We start from the raw sequence: 21,659 nt of genomic DNA, 5'->3' as shown, positions 1-21,659 counted from the left end.
AGGTGCAGAAGCCGTTCCTGTCGAGGTAAGGGCTCGGCGGTCATGCGAGCTGGCGGGGGCTGCGCGATGCTTTCGTGGTGGCCGGTGCCAGGCGATCGAGGACGGCGCAGGGCGTGGTTGCTGAGCGCGCGGTGTTGGCGGACATGGGTGTGCTTGCCGATCCCTTTGCTCGAGGGATGCTCACCCCGTCCATGGCGGCGATTTTCAGGGTCGTGCAGCATTGGCCGTACCGGGTGCGAGCGCGGTCGGTGACTCTGGCGGGCCTTGCGGCGCGTGTCTTGTGGTTCGACGCTCAGGTGGTCAAGGCGCTCGACGCCGGTATCAAGCAGATCGCGGTGATCGGAGCCGGCTATGACAGTCGAGCGTGGAGGTTCCGCCGCGACGGCGTGCGGTTCTTCGAGTTGGATCACGGAGCGACTCAGCAGGACAAGGCACGGCGGGCACCTGGGCCGGGGCCTACGTATGTCGAAGCTGATTTGACAACCCAGGGCGCTGCGGAGGCGCTACTAGAGCATGGACTCGACGCATCACGGCCCGCTCTCTTCGTCGTCGAAGGGGTCACGATGTATCTCGTGTTGGCCACGAGCGGGCAGATTCCGATGGCCACCAACAGGGGCTGAACTTCCCGGCGGCCCGTTCCCCTCTGTCCGCCTCACGTCCTCGTCAAGCAAGTCAACCGGTGATGAACGCTCGCACCAGATCAGTGCCGGCGTTGCCTCCGACCTCCCTGTGGCTGAGGTCACCGAAGTGTTCGAACCGCATGAGCTCCGACGGCAATGACGCTGCCACCTCTTCGTTGGTGCGCAGCGGCGTGACCGGATCGAGGCCGCCACCGAGGACCAGGACGGGGCATCGAGCCGATGCCAGTCCCGCTCGGAGGTCCATGGTGTGCTGCTCGCCGTTCTGGAAGTGCTGGAGGACGTCGATGTTCATCACCATGCGACCCATCACCTCCGGGTCGGGCGGGGCGACGCTGTACAGCGGCATGCAGATCTCGATGTAGTCGCCGAACGCTTCGAGATCGTTCTCCCAGAACCGCCGGGCCACCGATGCCGCCTCGGCTCCGCCGACCTTCTCGAACGCTTCTGCGATGGTGTCGACATCGAGGCGCGCCGAGGTGCAGGCGAGCACGACCTTCGCGGGGTGCTCGGGATGGCGGGCGATGTACCGCTGCGCGACCATGCCGCCGAACGACGCGCCGTACACGATCGGCCGGTCGATCCCGAGGGCATCGCAGAGACGCACGACGTCGTCGGCCCAGATGTCGAGCGTCCAGTCCGGCGACGATCCGATGTCACTGCGTCCTTGGCCCCGGTGGTCGTAGAACACGAGCTGCGCCACGTCCGTGAGACTCAGAAGCGTCGACGCTTTGTACAGCGAGTGGTCGAGACCCGGGCCACCGTGCAGGAAGAGCACGGTCGGCCGCTCCACCATCGTCGGCCCTTCGGGCACGAGCCCGAGTCCGTCGATGTCGACGAACAACCTCACACCGCCGCCGATGTCGACTCGCACGAGCCGAGGCTACTGGTCGGTCTCTTCAGCCTGCCGGGCGTGCCGCGGACAGCCGGATCGATCAAGCTGGAGGCCATGACCTCGGACCAGCCGTGACCGATCAGTGAGCACCGAAGTCACTCGCCCCACCACCGAGATCGGCGATCCGTCCACTCGCCAACCCCGCTGCAATATCAGGGTCTGACCCGGACCGGTCGAGCGGTCCGTCAGCCTCGGCCGTGGCGGGCCGACGCGGTGGCCCGGGCGGGCGTCTCGGCCATCTTCTCGGGCCAGTGGGGCGGCGGGAAGAGGGTTCGCTCGTCACCGGCACCGGGCCCATCGGCCTCGGCGTAGAACTGGTGGTACCACTTGCGGAAGGCCATGAAGGGCCCGTCGGTGTCGGCCAGCGCCGGCCGGGTGAGGTGAGCCTTGTGCTCCCACACCGGCATGTCCTCGAGGAACTGGCGGTCGACCTCGGCCACGAACGCCTGAGCCACGTTGGAGGTGGTCTCGGAGTCGCCGAGCGACCGGGTGTAGAAGTCGAACCGGGTCTCGCAGCTGCCCTCGTCGATGGGGGTCGTGGAGGTGACCAGCAGGGTGTCGACGATGCCGCTGAAGCGCACGATCGACACGCCGGGGCCGTAGCCGAGCGACTCGATCTTCCCATCCACGACGCCGCGGGGGGTGGGGAAGCGTTGCACCGAGCGCATGTCGGCCATCGGTCCGTCGGTCTCATAGGAGGTGATCTCGGGGACCTCGGCGGTGTTGTGCACGTAGCGGAAGTGCGCGGCGTCGACCGCGTTCTCACCCAGCTCCTGGGCATGGGCCATCACCGTGTGACGGGTGCGAACGGGGCCGACGAACTCGCCGCTGTCGAGCTCGGGTAGGGCCGGGACATCCCACCGCGGCCCCACCTCGGGGTCGGGGTGGAACCACACGAGGGACTTCCCGTTGACCTCGAGGGTCGGGTAGGTGCGGATCCGGGCCCGCTGGTTGGTGCGCGACGAGTACGGGATGTCGACGTTGGTGCCGTCGCCGTCGAAGCGCCAGCCGTGGAAGGGGCACTGGATCTCACACCCCTCGACGGTGCCACCGTGGCCGAGGTGGGCGCCGAGGTGGGGGCAGAAGGCGTCCATCACGTGGAGCTCGCCCGGCTCGTCACGCCAGGCGACGAGGTGGCGGTCGAAGTAGAACAGCGCCTTGGCGGACGCCCCGGCGACCTCCTCCGGGGTGCAGACCTGGAACCACCCGTAGGGGATGGGGAACGGGTACCGACTCATCGCAGCTGGACTCCGGCGCCGAGAAACTAGAACGTGTTCCACTATAGGGGGGCCGGGTGTCGGCACCCCGCCCGACGGCTCGCCCGGAGCGTTTCCCAGCCCCTCCTCCCACCGAAACTCGGAGTGCATGTCCATGGCCAACGACCTCAAGCTCGGACTCGTCCTCGGGTACTGGTTCGCCCAGCCCCCCACCGGGGTCGCTGACCGAGTCGCCGCGGCCGAGCGGCTGGGCTTCGACTCCGTCTGGTCGGCCGAGGCCTACGGATCGGACTGCTTCACCCCGCTGGCCTGGTACGGCGCCGCGACCCGGCGCGTGCAGCTCGGCACCGCGGTCTGCCAGATGGCGGCCCGCACCCCGGTCGCCACCGCCATGAGCGCCCTGACCCTCGACCACCTCACCGAGGGGCGGTTCATCCTCGGGCTCGGCGCCTCGGGCCCGCAGGTCGTCGAGGGCTGGTACGGCCAGCCCTACCCGAAGCCCCTCGCCCGCACGCGGGAGTACATCGACATCGTGCGCCAGGTGCTGGCCCGCGAGGCCCCGGTCTCCCTCGACGGCCAGCACTTCCAGCTGCCGCGCCGAGGCGACGACACGGCCGGACTGGGCAAGGCCCTCAAGTCGATCACCCACCCCCTCCGGGCCGACCTACCCGTCTACCTCGGTGCCGAGGGCCCCAAGAACGTCGCCCTGGCGGCCGAGATCGCCGATGGCTGGCTGCCCATGTTCATGTCGCCGGGCCTCGACCCGCTCTACCGCGAGAACCTCGAGGAGGGTTGGGCCCGACCCGGCGCCCGGCGCGGCCCCGACGACTTCGAGGTCGCCAACCTGGTGCAGATCGTGATCGACGACGACGTCGAGGCTGCGGCCGACCAGGTCCGCATGTCGCTCGGCTTCTACATCGGCGGCATGGGCGCCCGCGAGGTCAACTTCCACGCCGACCTCTTCAGCCGCATGGGCTACGCCGATGACGTGGCCCGCATCCAGGACATGTTCCTGGGCGGCCAGAAGGAGGAGGCCATCGCCTCTGTCCCCTTGGCGCTGGTCGAGGACGTGGCCCTCGTCGGCCCGGAGGACAAGATCCGCGAGGACCTCGAGCGCTGGCGCGAGACCTGCATCACGACGCTGCTGGTCGCCGCGCCCCCGGCCCAGATGGAGCAGATCACCGACCTCGTCCGCGGCTGAACCTGCTCGCCCGGTGCATCTCTGCCCGCCGGCTCGGGTCGCAAGGGTCAGACTGGAGCGGTGGACGGGCACACCGACGACGACCTCGGGCGACGGCTGGCGCTCGCGGATGCCGCCTACACACCGTTCGCACCGTTCTCGGACTGGTTGTCGGAGCCCGTCGGGCTCGGCCCGTGGACGAACGCCGCCGAACGATTGGCCGACATACGGGCCCGGACACCGGTGGATGCCGTCCGGGCCGCCCTCGACGAGGTGCGGCGTGCCGCCGCGATCGACACCGGGGCGATCGAGGGCCTGTAGCGACCGACCGCGGCTTCACCATGTCGGTGGCCCGGAACGTCATCTCTCTCGACCAGGCCGAGGTCGAGCGGGGGCCTGCCTTCCGCCGCCACTACCAGGCGCAGCTGGCGGGGTTCGAGATGGCCCAGAAGCTGGCGACCGGGGACGAGGTGGTCACCGAGGCCGCTCTGCGCGAGCTGCACCGGGTGACCTGCGCAGGGCACGGGACCCATCGCGTCCTCACCGCCATCGGTGTGCAGGAGCGCGCCCTGGCGCTCGGTTCGTACAAGTCGGATCCGAACCACGTCCAGCTCGGCGACGGGTCGTTCCACTCCTACGCGCCTGTCGGTCGGGTACCCGACGAGATGCACCGCCTGGTGACAGAGATGCGGTCGACGGCGTTCCTCGACGCGCCGGCGGTGGTGCAGGCCGCGTTCGCGCACCACGCCCTCACCGCGGTGCACCCCTTCGCCGACGGCAACGGGCGGGTTGCCCGGCTGGTGGCGTCGGTGTGGTTGGTGCGGGCGGTGTCGATCCCGTTGTGGGTCGAGCCGACCGACCGCGACCGCTACCTCGACGTGCTCGGTCAGGCCGATAGCGGCGACCGGGCGGCCTTCGTGGGGCTCGTCACCTCCGTGACCCTGCGCCTGCTCCGAGAGGTGACCCTCGTTCTGTCGGTGCCATGGGAGGCCGCTGAGCAGGACCCCGAGGACCGGGCGGCGGAGCGTGCCGCCGAGCGCCTCGCGTTCGAGGCCTCGACGGCCGTCGGCGCGGACGCGCACGCCACGGTGACGCACCCGCACGGGTACATGACACTTGCGGATCCGCCCGCCGGTGTGACCATCGCCTCGGGCAAGGCGGCGGTCATGGTGAACGTCGCGAGTGGGGTGTGGGACAGGGGAGCACGGTCTCTCGCCGTCGGGGTGGATCGCGGTTCTGACGAGCTGAGTCGCTTCTGCGTGCTCGTCTACGTCGGCGGCGGATACAGCTGGAACCTGGTGCTTCGCGAGGACTTCGAAGCCGACGAGCTGATGCTCGAGATCACTCCCTCGGCGAGCCGACGCCTGGCGGACATAGCGCGTCTCGTCGTGGAGAGCTCGAGGGCCGAGCACCGGGCCCGGGGGGCGGACCCCTCCTGACGCTTGCCGCGGCTTGGGGGCGCCGGTGGGTGGCGCCGTATCCTCGCCGCCATGTCCGACACGCTGCAGCCCGTCGCCCTCGGTCGAAAGCCGGGCCCGGCCGCCTCGTCCCGACCCGGTCTGAGCCCGCAGGAGGCGCGCACTGCCATCCGGGCGGGCGAGGTCGCCCTGCTCGACGAGCGCCGGCTCCTCACCGAGGACGAGATCACCGACCTCGCCCACGTCCCCGACGCCTCGGTGAACTCCCTCGCGGCGCTGGCCCACGAGGTGCGCCTGGCCTGGTGCGGCTCCGAGGTCGAGGTCGAGGGCATCTTGTCGGCCAAGACCGGCGGCTGCCCCGAGGACTGCCACTTCTGCAGCCAGTCCTCGCAGTTCGACACGCCGGTCAAGGCCACCCCGTTCCTCGACACCGACGAGGTGCTGGCCGCCGCCCGGGAGACCGCCGCGCTCGGCGCCAGCGAGTTCTGCATCGTCCTCGCCGTCCGCGGTCCCGACGAGCGGACCCTGCAGCGCATCCTCGAGCTGGTGCCCATCGTGCGCGCCGACGCGGGGCTGAACGTGGCCGTGTCGGCCGGCATCCTCTCCGAGGACCAGGCCCGGCGCCTGGGCGAGGGGGGCGTCCACCGCTACAACCACAACCTCGAGACCGCCGAGTCGTACTTCCCGGAGGTCGTGACGACCCACTCCTACGACGAGCGCCTGAACACGTGCCGCCTCGTCCTGGAGAACGGCATGGAGCTGTGCTGCGGCGCGCTGCTCGGCATGGGCGAGACCGTCGACCAGCGCATCGAGCTGCTCATGGCGCTGCGGTCGGTCGACCCCAGTGAGGTGCCGCTCAACTTCCTCAACCCCCGGCCCGGGACCCCTCTCGGCGACCGACAGGTGGTCGAACCCCTCGAGGCCATCCGGTGGATCGCCCTCTTCCGCCTCGCGCTCCCGTCGGTGATCCTCCGCTACGCCGGCGGCCGTGAGGTCACCCTGCGCGAGCTCCAGGCCATGGGCATGACCTCGGGCATCAACGCCCTGATCGTCGGCAACTACCTGACGACCCTGGGCCGCACGCCGGCGGAGGACCTCCAGATGCTCGCCGACCTGCGCATGCCGATCGGCGCCCTGAGCGCCGCCCTCTGAGCGCGACCGTGTCGTGAGCGGCCCGCACTGCACCGGTTGTGGCCGAACGTCGACGGAGTGCAGCGGCTGCGGTCGCGCTCTCGACCCGCCCCGGTTCTGCCCGGAGTGCGGCACCCGCCTGGCCGTGGTCGTGACCCCGACGGGGCATCGGGGTCGCTGCCGAGCTCACGGCCCCGTGACCGCCGGCGACACGGCGTAGGCCGGATCTGATCGCGGTGCCGCCAACTGCTCTGTAGGGCCCGATCGACGTCTGAGACCGGATCTGGCCCACAGGATCGATCTGGGGCGCGCCGGCGCCGGTCGGCGCGTAGGGTCGAAGGCGTGGAGGTTGTCGTCGGGCCCGTGCCGGCTGCGAGCATGGCGGCGTTCGCCCGCTTCGCCCGCGACGTGCTCCACGCCGAGGGCCCGGGCGCCGATGTGCCCTCCGACGCCGCCTCTTCGTTCGAGGACTACATCGGGCAGTGGGCGAAGGTGGCTCGCGCCGGTGGTGATCCGATCTGGGCCACGTCGGCCGACCCCGAGGTGATCGAGTACCTCGTCTACGCCTTCTACCGGGTGGCACGAGAGGTCCGGGTCGAGGCCGGTGACGTCACCGTCGTACCCGACGATGCCTCAGCCTTCTACTGGTTCCTCGTCGGGGCCCTGCTCGACGCCCTGGCCGAGGAGGGTGGCTCGCGGGCCGAGTTCGCCGCTCACCTGCGTGAGTTCTGGCCCGGGGGCGACGAGATCCCCTAGCCGCTCGGCCTCTCAGCCGTCGGTGCGGAGCCGGGTGAGGCCCTGGCGGGCCCGACCCACGATGTCGCCATGGGGGGTGCGGTCGAGGGCGTCGGCGGCGTGGGCGAGGCGCTGGATCACCACCGGCTGGCGCAGCCAACGGTCGAGCTGGCCCACGACGCCGCGCCGGGCGAGCGGGAAGCCGCGGATGAGCCGACGGCGACCTTCGGTGTCCAGCGGAGCCAGCAGGTCAGCGAGGTGCAGCACCGCGGCGAGGCGCGCCTCGGGGTCCCCCGGTGACTCGAGCCGGTCCTCCCAGAGGTCGAGGTAGGGCTCGAGGTCGTCCTCGGCGCTGGCGATGAGGCCGAGGCGCTGGGTCACCGGTGCTCGCCCGGCACCCGGCGCCGCGGCGAGGGTGGTGAGCCAGGCGGCGCGGAGCGTGCGGCGGACGGCGGGCGCCTCGGCCGCCGGCCAGTCGAGCCAGCCCGCTCGGCGCAGACGGGCTCCGACGAGCGCCTCGGGAGGTCCGAGGTGTCCGTCGCCCAAGCGGGTGAGGATCTCGGGCAGGAGGCGCTTCAGGTCGACGGCGTCGCCCCAGGTGATCATCGACTTGGCCACGTAGCGGTCGAGCACGGCACTGGGGATGCGAGCCGGATGACGGCCGAGCAGCCGGAGGTCGCGGTCGCTGACGCAGTGGGCGCACGCCGGCATCGCGGCGCGGTACGGGTAGACGGCGAAGACCTCTGACAGGTCGGTGAGCGCCAGCTCGAGCTGGCGCCGGGGGCCCTCGGCACCTGGGATCCGGGACGCCTCACGAGCGGGGGTGGAGGCGGTCGGGACGGGGCGGCGCGCCCGGTCCGTCGCCGTTCCGCGGGCGCCGGGGGCCGCCCGGGGCAGGGTGCGGGTGACGGGGCGCCTCGGGGCGCCGACGCGAGCGGTGGGCGGTCGGAGCGGCGCGGTCATGGCCGCGAGGCTATCGACGCACTCCGGGTCGATCGGGGACCGTGTCCCGACGCCACTGCGACCCGATCGTGTTCAACGGTGCCCGTCGACGGAGATGTCGTTCGACGGAAACTCGCTGGCGGGCACGAAGGCATCGCCGCCGTCCCACGTGAGGGTCACCTCCGACGCTCCCGCCGGCGGATCCGGGGGACCGACGGCGGCGGCCCACAGCTCGTAGCGCAACACGACGACGTCGTCGGAGATGCTCACCAACGACACGGCTGTGCTCGGATCACGGGTGTCGGTCCCGAGGAGCCGGCCATCGCCGAACAGGAAGGCCCGCATGCCGCCGTTCGATTCCTCGCCGATCAGGACCGAGGCCCCCCGGAGCCGAAACCCCGAGTCGTCGACGACCGAGACACCGGGGGATCGGTCGACCACCTGGGCGATCGCGTCGGCCACCGTGGCCGCCGGCGGCAGCGTCGTCGTACTGGTCGTCGTCGAGCTGGAGCTCGGCGCGGTGGTGCTCGGCCCGGAGCTCGGCGAGCTGGCCGTCGAGGACTCCGTCGCGCCCGTCGACGAGGACCCCCCGCTCGGCGACGAGGTCGTGGTGCTGCGGTCGGTGGCCGCGTCGTCGTCGTCGCCCAGCAGCACCACGGCGCCGCCGATGGCGGCGGCGAGGATCAGCACGGCGGCGATGAGTCCCAGAGCAAGGCCGGCCCGGCCTCGGGGTCGGGATCGGTCGGGAGGACGCGCGGCTGACGGTGGCTGGGTGGGCGCACCGGGGGGGATCGCCGCCGGGGCCGCCACGCTCGAGCCGAGCACCTCGGCGGTCCCCTCGATCGCCCGGCGGAACGCGGCGGTGCTGCGGAACCGCTCGGTGGGGTCCTTGGCCATGGCGGTCTCGAGCAGCGACGCCGCCGGGCCGGGCACGCCGATCGGCCGCAGGTCCGGGACCGGGGCGTGCACGACCCGGTACATGATCGGGGCCACGCCCTCGTCGTGAGCTCCGGCGAAGGCGGCTGTCCCGTGGATGAGGGTGAAGACGGTGGAGGCCAGCGAGTAGACGTCGGCCGACACCGTGGCCCGCTCACCCGAGAGGACCTCGGGGGCCGAGTGCAGCACGGTGCCGATGACCACGCCGGTGGCGGTCTGGTGGGCGCCAGCGACCACCGCGATGCCGAAGTCGGCCAGCTTGGGCGTGCCGTCGTCGCCCAGCAGGACGTTCTCGGGCTTGACGTCGCGGTGGAGGACCTCGGCCGCATGAGCGGCGGAGAGCGCATCGGCCAGCTGGGCCCCGATCGAGAGCGCCTCACCCACGGGCAGCGGCCCCCGGGTCAGGCGCTCGGCGAGGGAGCCCCCCGGCAGGTACTCCATGGCGAGGTAAGGGCGCCCGTCGTCGGTGGTGCCGGCGTCGTGGACGGCCACGACGTTGCGATGGCCCGAGAGGGCGCCGATGGCGGCGCACTCGTGCTCGAAGCGGGCCAGGGCGGCAGGGCTCGGGTCGCCGCCGTTCAGGACCTTGACCGCCACGAGACGTCGGAGGCGGGTCTGGCGGGCCCGATAGACGACGGCGAACCCGCCCCGACCGATCTCGACGAAGTCGTCGTAGCCCGGTATGTGCACGAGGTCTTCGCCGGCCATCGCGAGGGAGGCTACCGACCCCTGTCGCGATCCTTGGGCGCCACCGGCGGCGCGATGGCGGTTCGCACTGCGTGGGCGACCTCCGGCGCCAGGAGGGAGTCGGTCATGGCGAGGAGGTCGTTCAGCGGGGGGAGGGCGCCGATGAGCCAGCGGGCGAAGGCGCCGTCGTCCATCCACGCCGCCAGGTCAGGCGGAACGATGGGGCCCAGCGCGTCGCGAAGGGCGGCCTCGGCCGGCGTCCGCGCCGGGGTGTTGGTGGCGGCCAGCTCCCGCAGGGCGCGCCAGCCCGGGCCGTTGGACAGGTCAGGCCGCTCGCCGAGGGCGTCGACGACCTCGGCCGTGAGTCCGCCGCCTATGAGCGGGTGGAGCGCGAGGAGCTCGTCGGCCGTCCGGGGCGTGTCGGGGCCCGGAGCGACCTCGGCCACCACGGCGTCGAGCCACAACGCCGCCCAGAACTGGCGCGGCGACACATCGGGGGCGGCGGTCGGGCACCCGAGGGATCGCAGCAGCAGGTCGACGAGCCGCCCGCTCGGCGGGACCCCGCCGGCGGGCACCAGCTCGGCCCCGTCGCCGGCCTCCACGCGGTGCGCGATGTGACCGTCGCGGTCGACGAGCACCACCAGGGCGGCCGGTGTGAGGCTCTGGTCGTCGAGGTGGTGGGCGGTGGCGGTGGCCACGACACCGACGACGGTCCACCGGCGGGGCACGACCTGTCCGATCAGCACATCGGCCGGGTGGACCCCGTGAGGCAGGGAACGCAGCGCCAGCTCGACGCCGTCGGTGCCGGAGCGGGCCCGGACGACAGAGCGCCCGCCGCCGGTGCGGCGATGCGCAGTGGCCAGCTGCTCAGCGAGCAGCTCGATCAGCTCGCCGGGACGGGGCCCGGCGACGGGGGGGACGAGACAGGTGGGGTGGGGCATGGGACGACCTCCGGAGGTGACGGTTCCGGCGGTCGGTGGGCCCGAGGGGTGAGGGCGGCCGCGACCCTCAGGCCCCCATCATGCCCACCCCGCGCGACAGTGAGATGTGATCTACGCCGCGACTGGGTCCGGCGGAGACCGCGCCGCGCGCCGGCAGTCAGGCGATGGCGGTGGTGTCGTCGGCGAGGGGGTCGAGCCGGTCGATGAAGCGGGCGGCTCCGGGCATGCGCCGCTCGGTGAGCACCCGGGCCAGCCGGGCGTCGGACGACGCGTACGCGTGCAGCGCCTCGCGCGAGAGGTCGTGGATCCGGGTGCGGTCGACCTCGATCGGGGCGAGACCGACCAGCCGCGCGATGGACTTGAGCGAGCACGACACCCGCAGCACCGGTCCCACGTCACCTTTGTACATGCGGTAGGCGTCGAGGTGGGAATGGCGGAACCACGCCCCCCGGTATGCACCGCGAAGCCCGGGGAGGGGCGGGTGCGGCGACTTGATGGACGGGTCGTGGCAGAGCCGCAGACCGAGGTCGATCTGGTGACGGGCGGCGCGATGGGCCAGGAACGGCAGGTCGAACGCGGCCCCGTTCCAGGTGGCCAGCACGCCGGCGGGCAGCGACCGGAGCCTGCTGGCCAGATCGAAGAGCAAGGTCGACTCCCGGCCGCTGAAGATCTCGTCGTGGCTGCCGAGAGACAGGGCCACGGTGAGCACCGGCGCCACCCGGGGGTCGAGGCCGTCGTCACGGGTGTCGGTCTCGATGTCGAGCCCATAGACGATGGGACGGCGTGTCATCGAGGGGACAGGCTACGAAGTGGGCTCCGCCCGGTGGTGGATGCCGGGCGCCGGGGCCGAACGGTGTGGGTTCCGCTCCTTCCGCTCAGACGGCGTGGGCGATGCGGCCACCGATGGGAGCGGCCACGACGTAGCCGGCATCGGCCCGCTCCCCCTCGCTCTCGCCGCCCCACAGGCCGTACTCGAGGTTCTCCCGGGCGTGGTCCCGGCACTCGAGGCGCACCGGGCACCGCATGCACACCTGGCGGGCGGCGGCCTCGCGCCGCAGACGGGCCGGCGGGCGTTCGGCGTGGGGTGCGAAGAAGAGCTGGGTGTGGCCCCGACAGATCGCCTCGTCCATCCACGAGGGACGGGCGAGGGCGGTCTCCAGGTCGGTGAGGCTGTCCCGCGTGATGAGGCTCATGGAGGATCCCCTGTCGGTGTCGAGTGCCAGGCTACGCCGGGCACCCGGGGACATCTCGTGCTCTAGGACAGATTGTAGGGATACTTCCGATCTTGATGAGAGATGGCGGCCGCTCAGTCGGGCGCCCCTTCGAGGACGCGGGTGACGAGCGCGGCCACCGGGCTGCGCTCGGCGCGGGCCAGGGTCACGTGGGCGAAGAGCGGGTGTCCGGTGAGGGCCTCGATGACCGAGGTGATGCCGTCGTGGCGGCCCACCCGCAGGTTGTCGCGCTGGCCCACGTCGTGGGTCAAGACGACCCGGCTGCCCTCGCCGAGGCGGGACAGGGCGGTGAGCAGCACGCCGCGCTCGAGGTTCTGGGCCTCGTCGATCACCACGAAGGCGTCGGTGAGGCTGCGCCCCCGGATGTGGGTGAGGGGCAGCACCTCGAGCAGGTCGCGGGCGAGGACCTCCTCGACCACCTCGCGCCCGGCGAGGGCGTGGAGCGCATCGAGCACCGCTGCGCCCCAGGGGCCCATCTTCTCGTCGCGGTCACCGGGCAGGAAGCCGAGATCCTGACCACCGACCGCGTAGAGCGGGCGGAAGACCATCACCCGGGAGTGGGTGCCCCTCTCCAGCACGGCGTCGAGCCCGGCGGCGAGGGCGAGCACGCTCTTGCCCGTGCCGGCCCGGCCTCCGAGGCTCACGATGCCGACCTCGGGATCGGCCAGGATGTCGATGGCCACGCGCTGCTCGGCGCTGCGGCCCCGCACGTCGAACAGCGACCGCTCGCCAGTGATGAGGTGCACCCGCTTGTCGGCGTACACCCGGCCGAGGGCGGACTGCGAGCCGTTGTGCAACGCCACGCCGGCGTGGCAGGGCAGGTCCCGCGCCGCGGCCAAGTCGACGGTGCGCTCCTCGAACAGCTCGTCGATGTCCGCCGTCTCCACGTCGAGCTCGGCGAAGCCGCTCCAGCCCGTGTCCCGGCTCTGCTCGTTGCGGTACTCATCGGCGTCGAGGCCGACGATGCTGGCCTTGAGCCGCAGGGGGAGGTCCTTGGTGACCACCACCACGTCGGTGCCCTCGGCGGCCAGGTTGTGAGCCACGGCCAGGATGCGGTGGTCGTTGTCGTCGGTCGTGAGCGCTGCGGGCAGGTCCCGGGTGTCCTGGTGGTTCAGCTCGACCCGCAGGGTGCCACCGGCCGCGTTGACCGGCAGCTCGGCCGTGAGCGTCCCGTGCTCGATCCGCAGTCGCTCCAGCACCCGGAGGGCCTCGCGGGCCGCCCAGCCGAGCTCGGGGTGGTTGCGCTTGGCCTCCAGCTCGGTGAGCACCACGATGGGCAGGACGACCTCGTGCTCGTCGAAGCGGCCGAGGCTGCCCGGGTCGGCGAGGAGCACCGAGGTGTCGAGCACGTAGGTGCGGGGGCGCGATGAGGACAGCGTGGTTTCGGGCACGGAAGCTCCCGGGACGTGGGTGGGTGGGATCGGCGCAGGTCATCGACGGTTCCGGCCGCACCGTTCGGCGGCGGTGCCGGGAACGGGACCGGGGGACGATGACGCACTGGGGCCCATCTCACACCCCCGGGACCGGCACGGCAGGGATGGGCCGTGGCGTTCACGCGCCCGTCACTCGCCGCTCACGCCGGCGATGCCGGATCGTGGTCCGACGCCCCGGTTCGGGCTGCGAAGGGCGCGCGCCGTGAGCCTGACCGGCCCGATGCCCGGTGGGTGACGCCGATCGGCGATGGCATGATCCGGGGGTGCCCGGTCCTCGCGTCGACGACACCCTCGACGAGGACGTCCGGTCGCTGTTCTCCCTGCCCCGCGACGTCGCCTACCTGAACACGGCGTACATGGGGCCGCTGCCCCTGGCCGCGGTCGAGGCCGGGTGGATGGCGCTCGACCGCAAGGCCCACCCCTGGACGGTCGTGGCCGATGACTTCTTCGCCCCCGGCGAGACGTACCGGGGCCTCGTGGCCGACCTGCTCGGTGCGGACGCCGACGGCGTGGCCATCACCCCGTCGGTGAGCTACGGGCTGTCGACCTTCGCCTCCATGCTGGCGATCGAGCGGGGGCAGGTCGTGGTGGTCCCGGCCGAGGAGTTCCCCTCCAACCTCATCCCGTGGGTCGTGGCCGCCGAGAGGGTCGGGGCCGCGGTGGTGCGGGCCCCGGTGACCGGCGAGGGGGGCTTCACGGACGCCCTCGTCGCCGAGATCTACCGGCTCGGTGACCGCGTCGCGCTCGTGGCCGCCCCTCCGTGCCATTGGACCGATGGTCGCCCCATCGACCTCGTTGCCGTCGGCCGGGCGACACGATCGGTCGGTGCCGCCCTGGCGGTGGACGTCTGCCAGTCGCTGGGTGCCGTGCCCTTCGACGCCGCCGCGGTGCAGCCCGACGTCGTCGCCGGGGCCACCTACAAGTGGCTGCTCGGGCCCTACTCGCTCGGTTTCGCATGGTTCGCGCCCCGCTGGCGCGACGGGCTGCCCATCGACCACGGCTGGACCAACCGGGCCGGAGCCGAGGACTTCACGTCGCTCACCGCGCTCGCCGATGGCTACCGGGCCGGGGCCCGCCGCTACGACGCCGGCGAGTCGGCCCAGCACACCCAGATGCCGGTCGCCCTGGCCTCGCTCCGACTGGTCAGCGGGTGGGGCCCGGCGGCCACCGCTCTGCACGCCCGTCGGCTCACGGACCGCATCGCGGAGGGGGCGACCGCGCTGGGCCTCGGCGTGGCCCCGCCCGAGCAGCGATCGTCGCACCTGATCGGCCTGCACCTGGCGGGCACCGGCCTCGACGCCCCGACCCTGGCCGCACACCTCGCAGATGCCCAGGTCCACGTCAGCGTGCGGGGCCCATCCGTGCGGATCTCGGCCCACCGCTTCAACGATGACGGGGACGTCGACCGGCTGCTCGCCTCGCTCGCCGCCGCTATCCGAACCCCCCGGTCGCGATAGCGGTGGCGGCGCGGACCGGGCGGTCGTCGCCGTGTGTCTTCTGCGCCCTCGTGGCCGGTGAGGGACCGGCGGCCGTGGTCCTGAATGACGACGGCTTCCTGGGGTTCCTCGACCGTCGACCGTTGTTCGTGGGCCACACGCTGCTGGTGCCGAAGGTGCACCACGAGACGCTCACCGACCTGCCGCCCGACCTGGTGGGGCCTCTCTTCGCCCGGGCCCGGCTCCTCGCCGGCGTCATGGAGACCGAGCTCGGCAGCGAGGGCTCGTTCGTGGCCATCAACAATCGCGTTAGCCAGAGCGTTGCGCACCTGCACGTCCACGTCGTGCCCCGCACCAAGGGCGACGGGCTGCGCGGCTTCTTCTGGCCCCGCACCACATACGCCGACGACGAGGAGATGGCCGCGATCGCGACTCGCATCCGGGCCGCGCTCGAGAGGGAGCCGGCGGACGGCTGAGCACCGGAGGGCGCATGACATCGCTGCGAGCCCTCTCACCGTGGCCGCTCGTCGAAGGGGCCACCAGCGCAGCGCCCGTGACCGGTGGCACCCACCGGCGGTTCGGCGTGGTCGACCCGGGCCGCGGCTCGGCAGGATCCGGCCCGACGTGGTCCACTGGACCCTCATGGCCCTGTGTGACGCGCTCTTCGCCCGGTTCTACGACCCCCTCCTGGCGCCCATGGAGGAGGCCGGCCTCCAGATCTGGAGGGCGGAGCTGCTCGCCGAGCTGGCGGGCACCGTGGTGGAGATCGGCGCCGGCACCGGGGCCAACCTGGCGCACTACCCCGCCGCGGTCGAGCGCCTGATCCTCACCGAGCCCGAGCCCGGGATGCTCGCCCAGCTCCGGCCCCGGCTCGACCAGGTGCGCTCGGAGATCGAGGTCACGGCCCAACGGGCCTCGGCGTCGTCGCTCCCGCTGGGCGACGACGAGGCCGACGCCGTGGTCACGACGCTCGTGCTCTGCTCGGTGCCCGACCCCGGCGCCGTGCTGACCGAGGTCCGACGGGTCCTGCGCCCCGGCGGCCGACTCGTGTTCCTCGAGCACGTGGCCGCCGAGGGCCGCCCCGACCGACTGCGGTGGCAACGCCGGCTCGACCACGTCTGGCCCCACATCGCCGGGGGGTGCCGGCTGACCCGGGACACCCGGGTGGCCATCGAGGACGCCGGCTTCACGGTCGAGGCCCTCGCCCGCGAGAGCGCCCGCAAGGCACCGCCGTTCATCCGCCCCATGATCCGCGGCCACGCCCTCGCCCCCGCCTGACCGAACCACGGCGAACTGGTAGACGTCGTGGTCGCCAGGGCGACCGATCCCCCTACCAGTACGCGACCCCGGGCGAACTGGTACACGTCGTGGTCGCCAGGGCGACCGATCCCCCTACCAGTACGGAGCCAGGCGAGAGGTCAGACTCCCATCAGGCGACGATGCCGTCGGCGCGCAGGGTGCGGAGGGAATCCGCGTTGAGGCCCAGCTCCTCGGCCAGCACGGCGTCGGTGTGCTCGCCCAGCCACGGGACCCGGGTCTCGGGGCCCTGGGCGACGCCGCTCATCTTCACCGGGTTGCCCGGCACGAGGACGGGCTGGTCGACCCCGTCGGTGCGGGGCACCTGAACGAGCATGTCGCGGACCGCGAGGTGCGGGTCGGCCACCACCTGCTCGTCGGAGAGGCACGGCCCCGATGCCACCCCGACCGCGCCGAGGGCCCGGCTGGCCTCCATCGAGGTCATCCCCGCCGCCCACCCTTCGATGGCCGGGCGCAGCACGGTCTCGAGGTGGTCGAGCCAGCCCTGGCGGGTGGCGAAGCGGGAGTCATGGGCCCACTCGGGGTGGCCCACGGCCTCGACCAGCCGGGCGAACTGGTGCTCGCGACCGACCTGCACGACGAACCACCCGTCGGAGGCCCGGAAGCCATGCATCAGCAGCGGGCCCACGTCGCCGCCCCGCAGACCCATCGACCAGAGGTTGGTGACGATGTCGGTCATCGACACCATGGCGTCGAGCATGGCCACATCGACGTGGGTGCCCCGTCCGGTCTGGTCGCGGTGGCGCAGCCCGGCCAGCACGCCGATGACCCCGAACAGGGCGGTGCCGATGTCGCCCAGCGCACCGACCGGTGCCACGACGGGTGGCTGGTCCCCGGTGCGCTTCATCTCGTAGATCCCCGACATGGCCTCGACGATCGGCGCGAACGCGGGCATGTCGCCGTAGGGGGAACCGGAGTGGCCGAAGCCGCTCACCGACAGGTAGACGACGGCGGGGTGCACGGCCGCGACGTCGGCGTAGGAGAGGCCGAGGCGGTCCAGGGCCCCGGCGCGGAGGTTCTCGGCGACCACGTCGAAGCGGGGCGCCAGGTCGAGCACGAGACGGCGCCCCCGGTCGGTCTTCAGGTCGACGCAGATGCTGCGCTTGTTCAGGTTGGTGCGCAGGAACGTTGCGCCCACCGGGCGCCCGTCGGGGGCGGTCATGGCCGGGAGCGATCCCCGACCCTGATCACCGGTGCCGATGGCCTCGACCTTCACCACCTCGGCGCCGAGCCGGGTGAGCAGCTGGGTCGCCCAGGGAAGCGCCTGCATCTGTTCGAGGGCGAGGACCCGCACCCCGTCGAGGGGCTTCCCGTGGGCCAGGTCGTCGGGGTCGACGACGTCACCGAGGCGCATGCCCGGATCGTAGGCGTCGGCGAATGGTCGCCTCGGGCCCCAGCTCAGCGAACAGGTTGTCCTACGCGCTCGTCGTAGGCGAGGCTTGGGCTGTGGCTGACCGAGTTGAACAGCGGCGGCGCCTCGGTTCGCTGGAGGCTGAGGTGATGGAGATGCTGTGGGCCGCGGACGGGCCGCGGTCGGTCCGCCATGTCCTTGAAACGCTGAACGATGGCCGCCGGTCGCCGCTCGCCTATACGACGGTCATGACGGTACTCACTCGGTTGACTGGCAAGGGCGTCCTTGTTCGCGCCCAGGCCGGGCGTGGGTTTGTCTACTCGCCGGTGGCCGGCGACGAGGCGGGGATGGCGGTGCGGGAGGTGGTGCGCGACTACGGCGAGGCGGCCCTGGCCCACTTCGTGGAGCAGGCCCGGGCCGACCCGAAGCTGTACCGGCGGCTTCGCCGCCTGATGGGGGAGGACGACGGTTGAACACCGCGAACCGCAGCTTCGCGCTGGTGATGGCGACGGCGGCCGCGCCCTACGGCATGGTTCTCCTGGGCGGCTGCGGCCTCGGTGCTTACGTCGTCGGCCGTGTCGCCGAGGACGGCTTCGACACGCTGCGGCGCGGGGTGTTGCTGCCGGCCGTGGCGATGCTGGCGCTGCTGCTCATCGGGGCCGCCGCCGGCGCGAGCTCGGTGACGCGGCAGGTGGCGGCGACGCGTCGCCTCATCGACCACGTGGATCGCAACCGGGCCATACCGCCCCTCGGCACGCCGCTCGGTGTCGAGGTCGTGGATCACGACGAGCCCTTCGCCTTCACGTTTGGGTTCGGGGAGCCGCGTGTCGCAGTGAGCCGAGGGCTGATCGAGCGCCTCTCCGCTGACGAGCTCGAAGCGGTGGTTGTGCACGAGCGTTACCACGTCCACGCCCGCGACCCACTGAAGCTGGTGGCGGCTCGCGCTGCGGCACGCACGTGCTTCTTCCTGCCCGCAGTCTCCCACCTCGTCGCCCGCTACCTCGCTGGTCGAGAGCTGGCGGCGGACCGTCGATCGTTGCGAGATCTCGGTCGATCGGCCGTGGCCGGCGCACTGTTCAAGGTCGTGGCCGGCCCGGACTGGGACGAGCTCGACACCGCGGCCGCGATGGCCCGGCCGGACATGCTCGCCGTGCGAGTCGATCAGCTCGAACGCGGGACCGAACCCAGCCTTCCCACTCTGCCGGGCACCGCAGTCGCCATCTCGGCTCTGGTGCTCGCGGTCCTGGGCGGGATCGTCACTGCGCTGACTCTCCAGAGCGGCCTGTCAGGGGCGGCGGGCGCCGACCATTCGCTGTCCGTCGCTGACCTCGGTGGCGCGATCGCCGGGGGCCTTGCGTGCACCGCCGGGTGGGTGTTGCTGATCATCGTGGCGTGGCGGCGCCTCGACCGCATGGGCTTGACAACGACAAGCTCGTCGTAGTCTACTACCATCACGTAGTAGGTTGACCGGGAGGTCCGATCATGGAGTGGCTGTTCAGTCTGGCGTTGCTACCGATCTTGCTGTGCGGGCTGATGTGCATCGGGGGCATGGGGCTTGCCGCGCTCGGCCTGCGCCGCGGTACATCCAGGGGGTCGAGCCACGGCGGGTCGGCAGCAGGGTCAGCCCAGGAGGAGCCCGCTGAGGTGAGGTCCCGATGAGCGAGCGGGTCCGACATCCGATCTTCGCCCGCATCTACGCCCGCATCAGCGGCGCAGCCGAAGCGAAGGGCGGCGCCGAGCACCGAGAAGAGCTGTTGGCCGGTCTTGGCGGACGGGTCGTTGAGGTCGGGGCCGGGAACGGCCTCAACTTCGGTCACTACCCGGATGCCGTCACCGAGGTCGTGGCCGTCGAGCCCGAGCCACACCTGCGCCAACTCGCCGAAGCGGCCGCCACCCGGGTCATCGTGAAGGTCACCGTCGTGGATGGCACGGCCGCCAGCCTGCCCCTGGACGGCAAGAGCTGCGACGCGGCCGTGTGCTCGCTGGTGCTGTGCTCGGTTGCGGACCAGGACGCGGCGCTGCGCGAGGTCCGCCGGGTCGTGCGCCCCGGCGGCGAGCTCCGCTTCTACGAGCACGTCGTCGACCCCGGCTCCCGCTTCGCCCGCTTTCAACGGAGGGTCGACATCGTCCACCCTCACGTCGCAGGCGGCTGCCACGTCACCCGCGACACCGGCGACGCGATCAGTAGGGCCGGCTTCGAGATCACCTCCATCCGACGGTTCCGCTTCGCGCCGAACCGGCTATCCACGGCCGCGGCCCCAAAGATCCTCGGCACAGCCCGCGCGCCTCGGAGCTGAACGTCACGACCCTGGACTCTTGTCGCCGACCGACGGTGGTGACAGAGCAGGGCCTCGTCAGCCGGAGATCTGACTCCCCGTCAGATCCGACCGTAGGATCTCGACCATGCGCGGCATCCTCGCTCTCGGCGCCCACCTGCCCCACCGCCGCCTCGACCGCTCGACGATCGCGGCGGTGGCCGGCGGGGGCGGGGGCAAGGGCACCCGCAGCGTCGCCGGCTTCGACGAGGACGCCACCACCCTCGCCGTCGAGGCGGCTCGCGCCACGCTCCGGGGTCACCGGGGGCCGGCGCCCACCGCACTCTGGTTCTCGACGACCACCCCCACCTACGCGGACAAGACCAACGCCACCGCGATACACGCCGCGCTCCGCCTGCCCGGCTCGTGCGCGGCGGCCGACTTCGCCGGCGCGGCCCGCTCGTCGGTCGCCGCCCTCCGCGCCGCCCTCGCCGGTGGGGGCCCGACCCTCGTGGTGGCCGGCGACGTGCGCCCCGGCCTGCCCGGCAGCCCCGACGAGGCCGCCGCCGGCGACGGTGGCGCCGCGCTGCTGGTGGGCGACGCGGCCGACGGAGCCCCCGTGCTCGCCGAGCTGATCGGCGCTGCAGCGCGCACCGAGGAGTTCCTCGACCGGTGGCGCGCCCCCGGCGACGCCCGCACCCGGCAGTGGGAGGAACGCTTCGGCGAGACCCGCTACGTCCCCCTCGGCCTGGCCGCGGTCACCGCCGCCCTCGACGACGCCGGCCTCGCCGCCGCCGACGTCGACCGGGTGATCGTGGCCAGCCCCCACGCCCGCGCCGCTCGCAGCACGGTCCGCCGGCTGGGTCTGGCCGCCGACGTGGTGGCCGACGACCTCAGCACGACCGTCGGCAACCCGGGCGCCACCCAGCCGCTGCTGCTGCTCGTCGCCGCGCTCGAGGCGGCCGCGCCGGGTGAGGTCATCGCCCTGCTGTCTCTGGCCGACGGGGCCGACGTGCTGCTGTTCCGGGCCACCGCGGCGGTCGCCGACCACCAGAGCGCCCGCCCGGTGGCCGAGCAGGTCGCCGCCGGCCGCGACGTGGCGTACCCCACCTACCTGCGGTGGCGGGGCCTGCTGCCCACCGAGCCACCGCGGCGGCCCGAACCCGCCCGACCCTCCGCATCGGCGGCGGCCCGGACCGCGGACTGGAAGTTCGGCATCGTCGCCTCGGAGGACCGCACCTCGGGGAGCGTGCACATGCCCCCGGCCCGGGTCGCCATGGGGGGCGGGGCCATCGACGACATGGAGGCCCGGCCCATGGCGGAGGTCGCCGGCACCGTGGTCACCTCCACCATCGACCGCCTCGCGTACTCGCCCAGCCCGCCCATCGTCTTCGCGGGGGTCGACTTCGACGGCGGCGGCCGCCTGCCGATCGAGCTCACCGACTGCGACGCGGACGAGGTCGCCATCGGCACCCGGGTCGAGATGACCTTCCGGCGCCTCTTCACCGCGGACGGCATCGCCAACTACTTCTGGAAGGCCCGGCCCCAGCGCGCCGCCGACGGCTCGGTCACCACCGCGGCCTCGGCCGCCGCCGGCTGAGCCCGCCCACCGTCTTCGAGGAAGGTCGACCACCACCACCAATGGCATCACACGGGATACGCGACCGGGTCGCCATCGTCGGCATGGGGTGCACCGCCTTCGCCGAGCACTTCGACCGCGGCGTCGACGACTTGCTCGTCGAGGCCACCACCGAGGCCCTCACCGGTGCCGGCATCGCACGGGCCGACGCCGATGCCTGGTGGCTGGGCACGGCCCAATCGGGGATGAGCGGCATCGTGCTGGCCCGGGCCCTGCAGCTCGAGGGCGCGCCGGTGACCCGGGTCGAGAACATGTGCGCCACCGGGTCCGAGGCCC

Annotated in this window: 22 protein-coding genes and 1 pseudogene; 14 read left to right on the top strand and 9 right to left on the bottom strand. The window is 72.5% G+C overall.

The annotated features are described in order from the left end of the window. The first annotated feature begins 74 nt into the window (after positions 1–74). A complete protein-coding gene (locus tag VNL12_RS01985) occupies positions 75–620 on the top strand; it encodes an SAM-dependent methyltransferase (protein ID WP_325591072.1) in 546 nt (181 codons plus the stop codon). A gap of 52 nt (positions 621–672) precedes the next feature. Here VNL12_RS01985 and VNL12_RS01980 read toward each other — a convergent pair whose 3' ends face one another. Together VNL12_RS01980 and VNL12_RS01975 are read right to left on the bottom strand one after the other, a co-directional pair. Beyond that, positions 673–1,512: an alpha/beta hydrolase gene (locus VNL12_RS01980; RefSeq protein ID WP_325591070.1), complete on the bottom strand. Its 840-nt coding sequence runs from the start codon at positions 1,510–1,512 to the stop codon at positions 673–675. A gap of 206 nt (positions 1,513–1,718) precedes the next feature. Beyond that, a complete protein-coding gene (locus VNL12_RS01975) occupies positions 1,719–2,771 on the bottom strand; it encodes a Rieske 2Fe-2S domain-containing protein (protein WP_325591068.1) in 1,053 nt (350 codons plus the stop codon). Positions 2,772–2,904: 133 nt separating this feature from the next. Here VNL12_RS01975 and VNL12_RS01970 point away from each other — a divergent pair, with 133 nt between their 5' ends. From VNL12_RS01970 to VNL12_RS01950, 5 genes are all read left to right on the top strand, one after another. Further along, on the top strand, positions 2,905–3,951 hold the full coding sequence (locus VNL12_RS01970; RefSeq protein ID WP_325591066.1) for an LLM class F420-dependent oxidoreductase: 1,047 nt from the start codon (positions 2,905–2,907) through the stop codon (positions 3,949–3,951). A gap of 60 nt (positions 3,952–4,011) precedes the next feature. After that, the gene (locus tag VNL12_RS01965) at positions 4,012–4,251 is read left to right on the top strand and encodes a hypothetical protein (protein ID WP_325591064.1); all 240 of its coding nucleotides are present in this window, start codon (positions 4,012–4,014) and stop codon (positions 4,249–4,251) included. 26 nt (positions 4,252–4,277) lie between these two features. Then, on the top strand, positions 4,278–5,369 hold the full coding sequence (locus tag VNL12_RS01960; protein WP_325591062.1) for a Fic family protein: 1,092 nt from the start codon (positions 4,278–4,280) through the stop codon (positions 5,367–5,369). A gap of 51 nt (positions 5,370–5,420) precedes the next feature. Beyond that, positions 5,421–6,500 carry a biotin synthase BioB gene (bioB, locus tag VNL12_RS01955; protein ID WP_325591061.1) on the top strand — a complete coding sequence of 360 codons (1,080 nt, stop codon included), beginning with the start codon at positions 5,421–5,423 and terminating at the stop codon, positions 6,498–6,500. Between the two features lie 321 nt (positions 6,501–6,821). Further along, complete coding sequence (locus tag VNL12_RS01950) at positions 6,822–7,235, top strand: hypothetical protein (RefSeq protein WP_325591059.1); 414 nt, start codon at positions 6,822–6,824, stop codon at positions 7,233–7,235. A gap of 12 nt (positions 7,236–7,247) precedes the next feature. Here VNL12_RS01950 and VNL12_RS01945 read toward each other — a convergent pair whose 3' ends face one another. From VNL12_RS01945 to VNL12_RS01920, 6 genes are all read right to left on the bottom strand, one after another. Beyond that, positions 7,248–8,177, bottom strand: coding sequence for a hypothetical protein (locus VNL12_RS01945; RefSeq protein WP_325591057.1), 930 nt, complete (start codon positions 8,175–8,177; stop codon positions 7,248–7,250). A gap of 72 nt (positions 8,178–8,249) precedes the next feature. Further along, positions 8,250–9,800, bottom strand: coding sequence for a protein kinase domain-containing protein (locus VNL12_RS01940; protein WP_325591055.1), 1,551 nt, complete (start codon positions 9,798–9,800; stop codon positions 8,250–8,252). 11 nt (positions 9,801–9,811) lie between these two features. Next, positions 9,812–10,720, bottom strand: coding sequence for a hypothetical protein (locus VNL12_RS01935; RefSeq protein ID WP_325591053.1), 909 nt, complete (start codon positions 10,718–10,720; stop codon positions 9,812–9,814). A 157-nt stretch (positions 10,721–10,877) separates the two neighbouring features. After that, on the bottom strand, positions 10,878–11,510 hold the full coding sequence (locus VNL12_RS01930; RefSeq protein WP_325591052.1) for a ribonuclease H-like domain-containing protein: 633 nt from the start codon (positions 11,508–11,510) through the stop codon (positions 10,878–10,880). A gap of 85 nt (positions 11,511–11,595) precedes the next feature. Continuing rightward, positions 11,596–11,913, bottom strand: coding sequence for a WhiB family transcriptional regulator (locus tag VNL12_RS01925; protein ID WP_325591050.1), 318 nt, complete (start codon positions 11,911–11,913; stop codon positions 11,596–11,598). Between the two features lie 113 nt (positions 11,914–12,026). Continuing rightward, positions 12,027–13,343 (bottom strand): PhoH family protein, encoded by a 1,317-nt coding sequence (locus VNL12_RS01920; RefSeq protein WP_325591049.1) that lies wholly within the window; start codon positions 13,341–13,343, stop codon positions 12,027–12,029. Between the two features lie 305 nt (positions 13,344–13,648). Here VNL12_RS01920 and VNL12_RS01915 point away from each other — a divergent pair, with 305 nt between their 5' ends. The 3 genes from VNL12_RS01915 to VNL12_RS01905 all read left to right on the top strand — a co-directional run bounded on the left by VNL12_RS01915 (position 13,649) and on the right by VNL12_RS01905 (position 16,099). After that, positions 13,649–14,842 carry an aminotransferase class V-fold PLP-dependent enzyme gene (locus VNL12_RS01915; protein ID WP_325591048.1) on the top strand — a complete coding sequence of 398 codons (1,194 nt, stop codon included), beginning with the start codon at positions 13,649–13,651 and terminating at the stop codon, positions 14,840–14,842. Then, positions 14,839–15,297 carry an HIT family protein gene (locus VNL12_RS01910; protein WP_414654837.1) on the top strand — a complete coding sequence of 153 codons (459 nt, stop codon included), beginning with the start codon at positions 14,839–14,841 and terminating at the stop codon, positions 15,295–15,297. Before VNL12_RS01915 ends, VNL12_RS01910 begins: the two co-directional genes overlap by 4 nt. Before the next feature lie 148 nt (positions 15,298–15,445). Next, complete coding sequence (locus VNL12_RS01905; RefSeq protein ID WP_325591044.1) at positions 15,446–16,099, top strand: class I SAM-dependent methyltransferase; 654 nt, start codon at positions 15,446–15,448, stop codon at positions 16,097–16,099. Between the two features lie 151 nt (positions 16,100–16,250). On the opposite strand, the gene VNL12_RS01900 is transcribed toward VNL12_RS01905, so the two are convergent. Next, positions 16,251–17,492: a CoA transferase gene (locus tag VNL12_RS01900; RefSeq protein ID WP_325591042.1), complete on the bottom strand. Its 1,242-nt coding sequence runs from the start codon at positions 17,490–17,492 to the stop codon at positions 16,251–16,253. A gap of 92 nt (positions 17,493–17,584) precedes the next feature. Between VNL12_RS01900 and VNL12_RS01895 the strand changes: the two genes are divergently transcribed. The 5 genes and pseudogenes from VNL12_RS01895 to VNL12_RS01875 all read left to right on the top strand — a co-directional run. Next, entirely contained in the window at positions 17,585–17,962 is a 378-nt protein-coding gene (locus tag VNL12_RS01895; RefSeq protein WP_325591040.1) for a BlaI/MecI/CopY family transcriptional regulator, read from the top strand. Continuing rightward, entirely contained in the window at positions 17,959–18,930 is a 972-nt protein-coding gene (locus VNL12_RS01890; RefSeq protein WP_325591039.1) for a M56 family metallopeptidase, read from the top strand. The genes VNL12_RS01895 and VNL12_RS01890 overlap by 4 nt, the downstream gene beginning before the upstream one ends. Before the next feature lie 214 nt (positions 18,931–19,144). After that, positions 19,145–19,786 (top strand): class I SAM-dependent methyltransferase, encoded by a 642-nt coding sequence (locus VNL12_RS01885; protein WP_325591037.1) that lies wholly within the window; start codon positions 19,145–19,147, stop codon positions 19,784–19,786. Between the two features lie 106 nt (positions 19,787–19,892). Beyond that, positions 19,893–21,344: an OB-fold domain-containing protein gene (locus VNL12_RS01880; RefSeq protein ID WP_325591036.1), complete on the top strand. Its 1,452-nt coding sequence runs from the start codon at positions 19,893–19,895 to the stop codon at positions 21,342–21,344. A gap of 41 nt (positions 21,345–21,385) precedes the next feature. Continuing rightward, positions 21,386–21,659 (top strand): annotated as a pseudogene (locus VNL12_RS01875) (acetyl-CoA acetyltransferase); the annotation flags it as partial.

Source organism: Iamia sp., from assembly GCF_035575815.1.
Taxonomy (GTDB): domain Bacteria; phylum Actinomycetota; class Acidimicrobiia; order Acidimicrobiales; family Iamiaceae; genus Iamia.
This window is presented reverse-complemented; position numbering and strand designations above follow the sequence as displayed.

What these genes read in the sequence shown, in the direction of transcription:
- VNL12_RS01975 (WP_325591068.1), bottom strand. Translation starts at nt 2,771, where the DNA reads ATGAGTCGGTACCCGTTCCCCATCCCCTACGGGTGGTTCCAGGTCTGC.
- VNL12_RS01970 (WP_325591066.1), top strand. Translation starts at nt 2,905, where the DNA reads ATGGCCAACGACCTCAAGCTCGGACTCGTCCTCGGGTACTGGTTCGCC.
- bioB (WP_325591061.1), top strand. Translation starts at nt 5,421, where the DNA reads ATGTCCGACACGCTGCAGCCCGTCGCCCTCGGTCGAAAGCCGGGCCCG.
- VNL12_RS01945 (WP_325591057.1), bottom strand. Translation starts at nt 8,177, where the DNA reads ATGACCGCGCCGCTCCGACCGCCCACCGCTCGCGTCGGCGCCCCGAGG.
- VNL12_RS01940 (WP_325591055.1), bottom strand. Translation starts at nt 9,800, where the DNA reads ATGGCCGGCGAAGACCTCGTGCACATACCGGGCTACGACGACTTCGTC.
- VNL12_RS01935 (WP_325591053.1), bottom strand. Translation starts at nt 10,720, where the DNA reads ATGCCCCACCCCACCTGTCTCGTCCCCCCCGTCGCCGGGCCCCGTCCC.
- VNL12_RS01930 (WP_325591052.1), bottom strand. Translation starts at nt 11,510, where the DNA reads ATGACACGCCGTCCCATCGTCTATGGGCTCGACATCGAGACCGACACC.
- VNL12_RS01925 (WP_325591050.1), bottom strand. Translation starts at nt 11,913, where the DNA reads ATGAGCCTCATCACGCGGGACAGCCTCACCGACCTGGAGACCGCCCTC.
- VNL12_RS01900 (WP_325591042.1), bottom strand. Translation starts at nt 17,492, where the DNA reads ATGCGCCTCGGTGACGTCGTCGACCCCGACGACCTGGCCCACGGGAAG.
- VNL12_RS01885 (WP_325591037.1), top strand. Translation starts at nt 19,145, where the DNA reads ATGAGCGAGCGGGTCCGACATCCGATCTTCGCCCGCATCTACGCCCGC.
- VNL12_RS01880 (WP_325591036.1), top strand. Translation starts at nt 19,893, where the DNA reads ATGCGCGGCATCCTCGCTCTCGGCGCCCACCTGCCCCACCGCCGCCTC.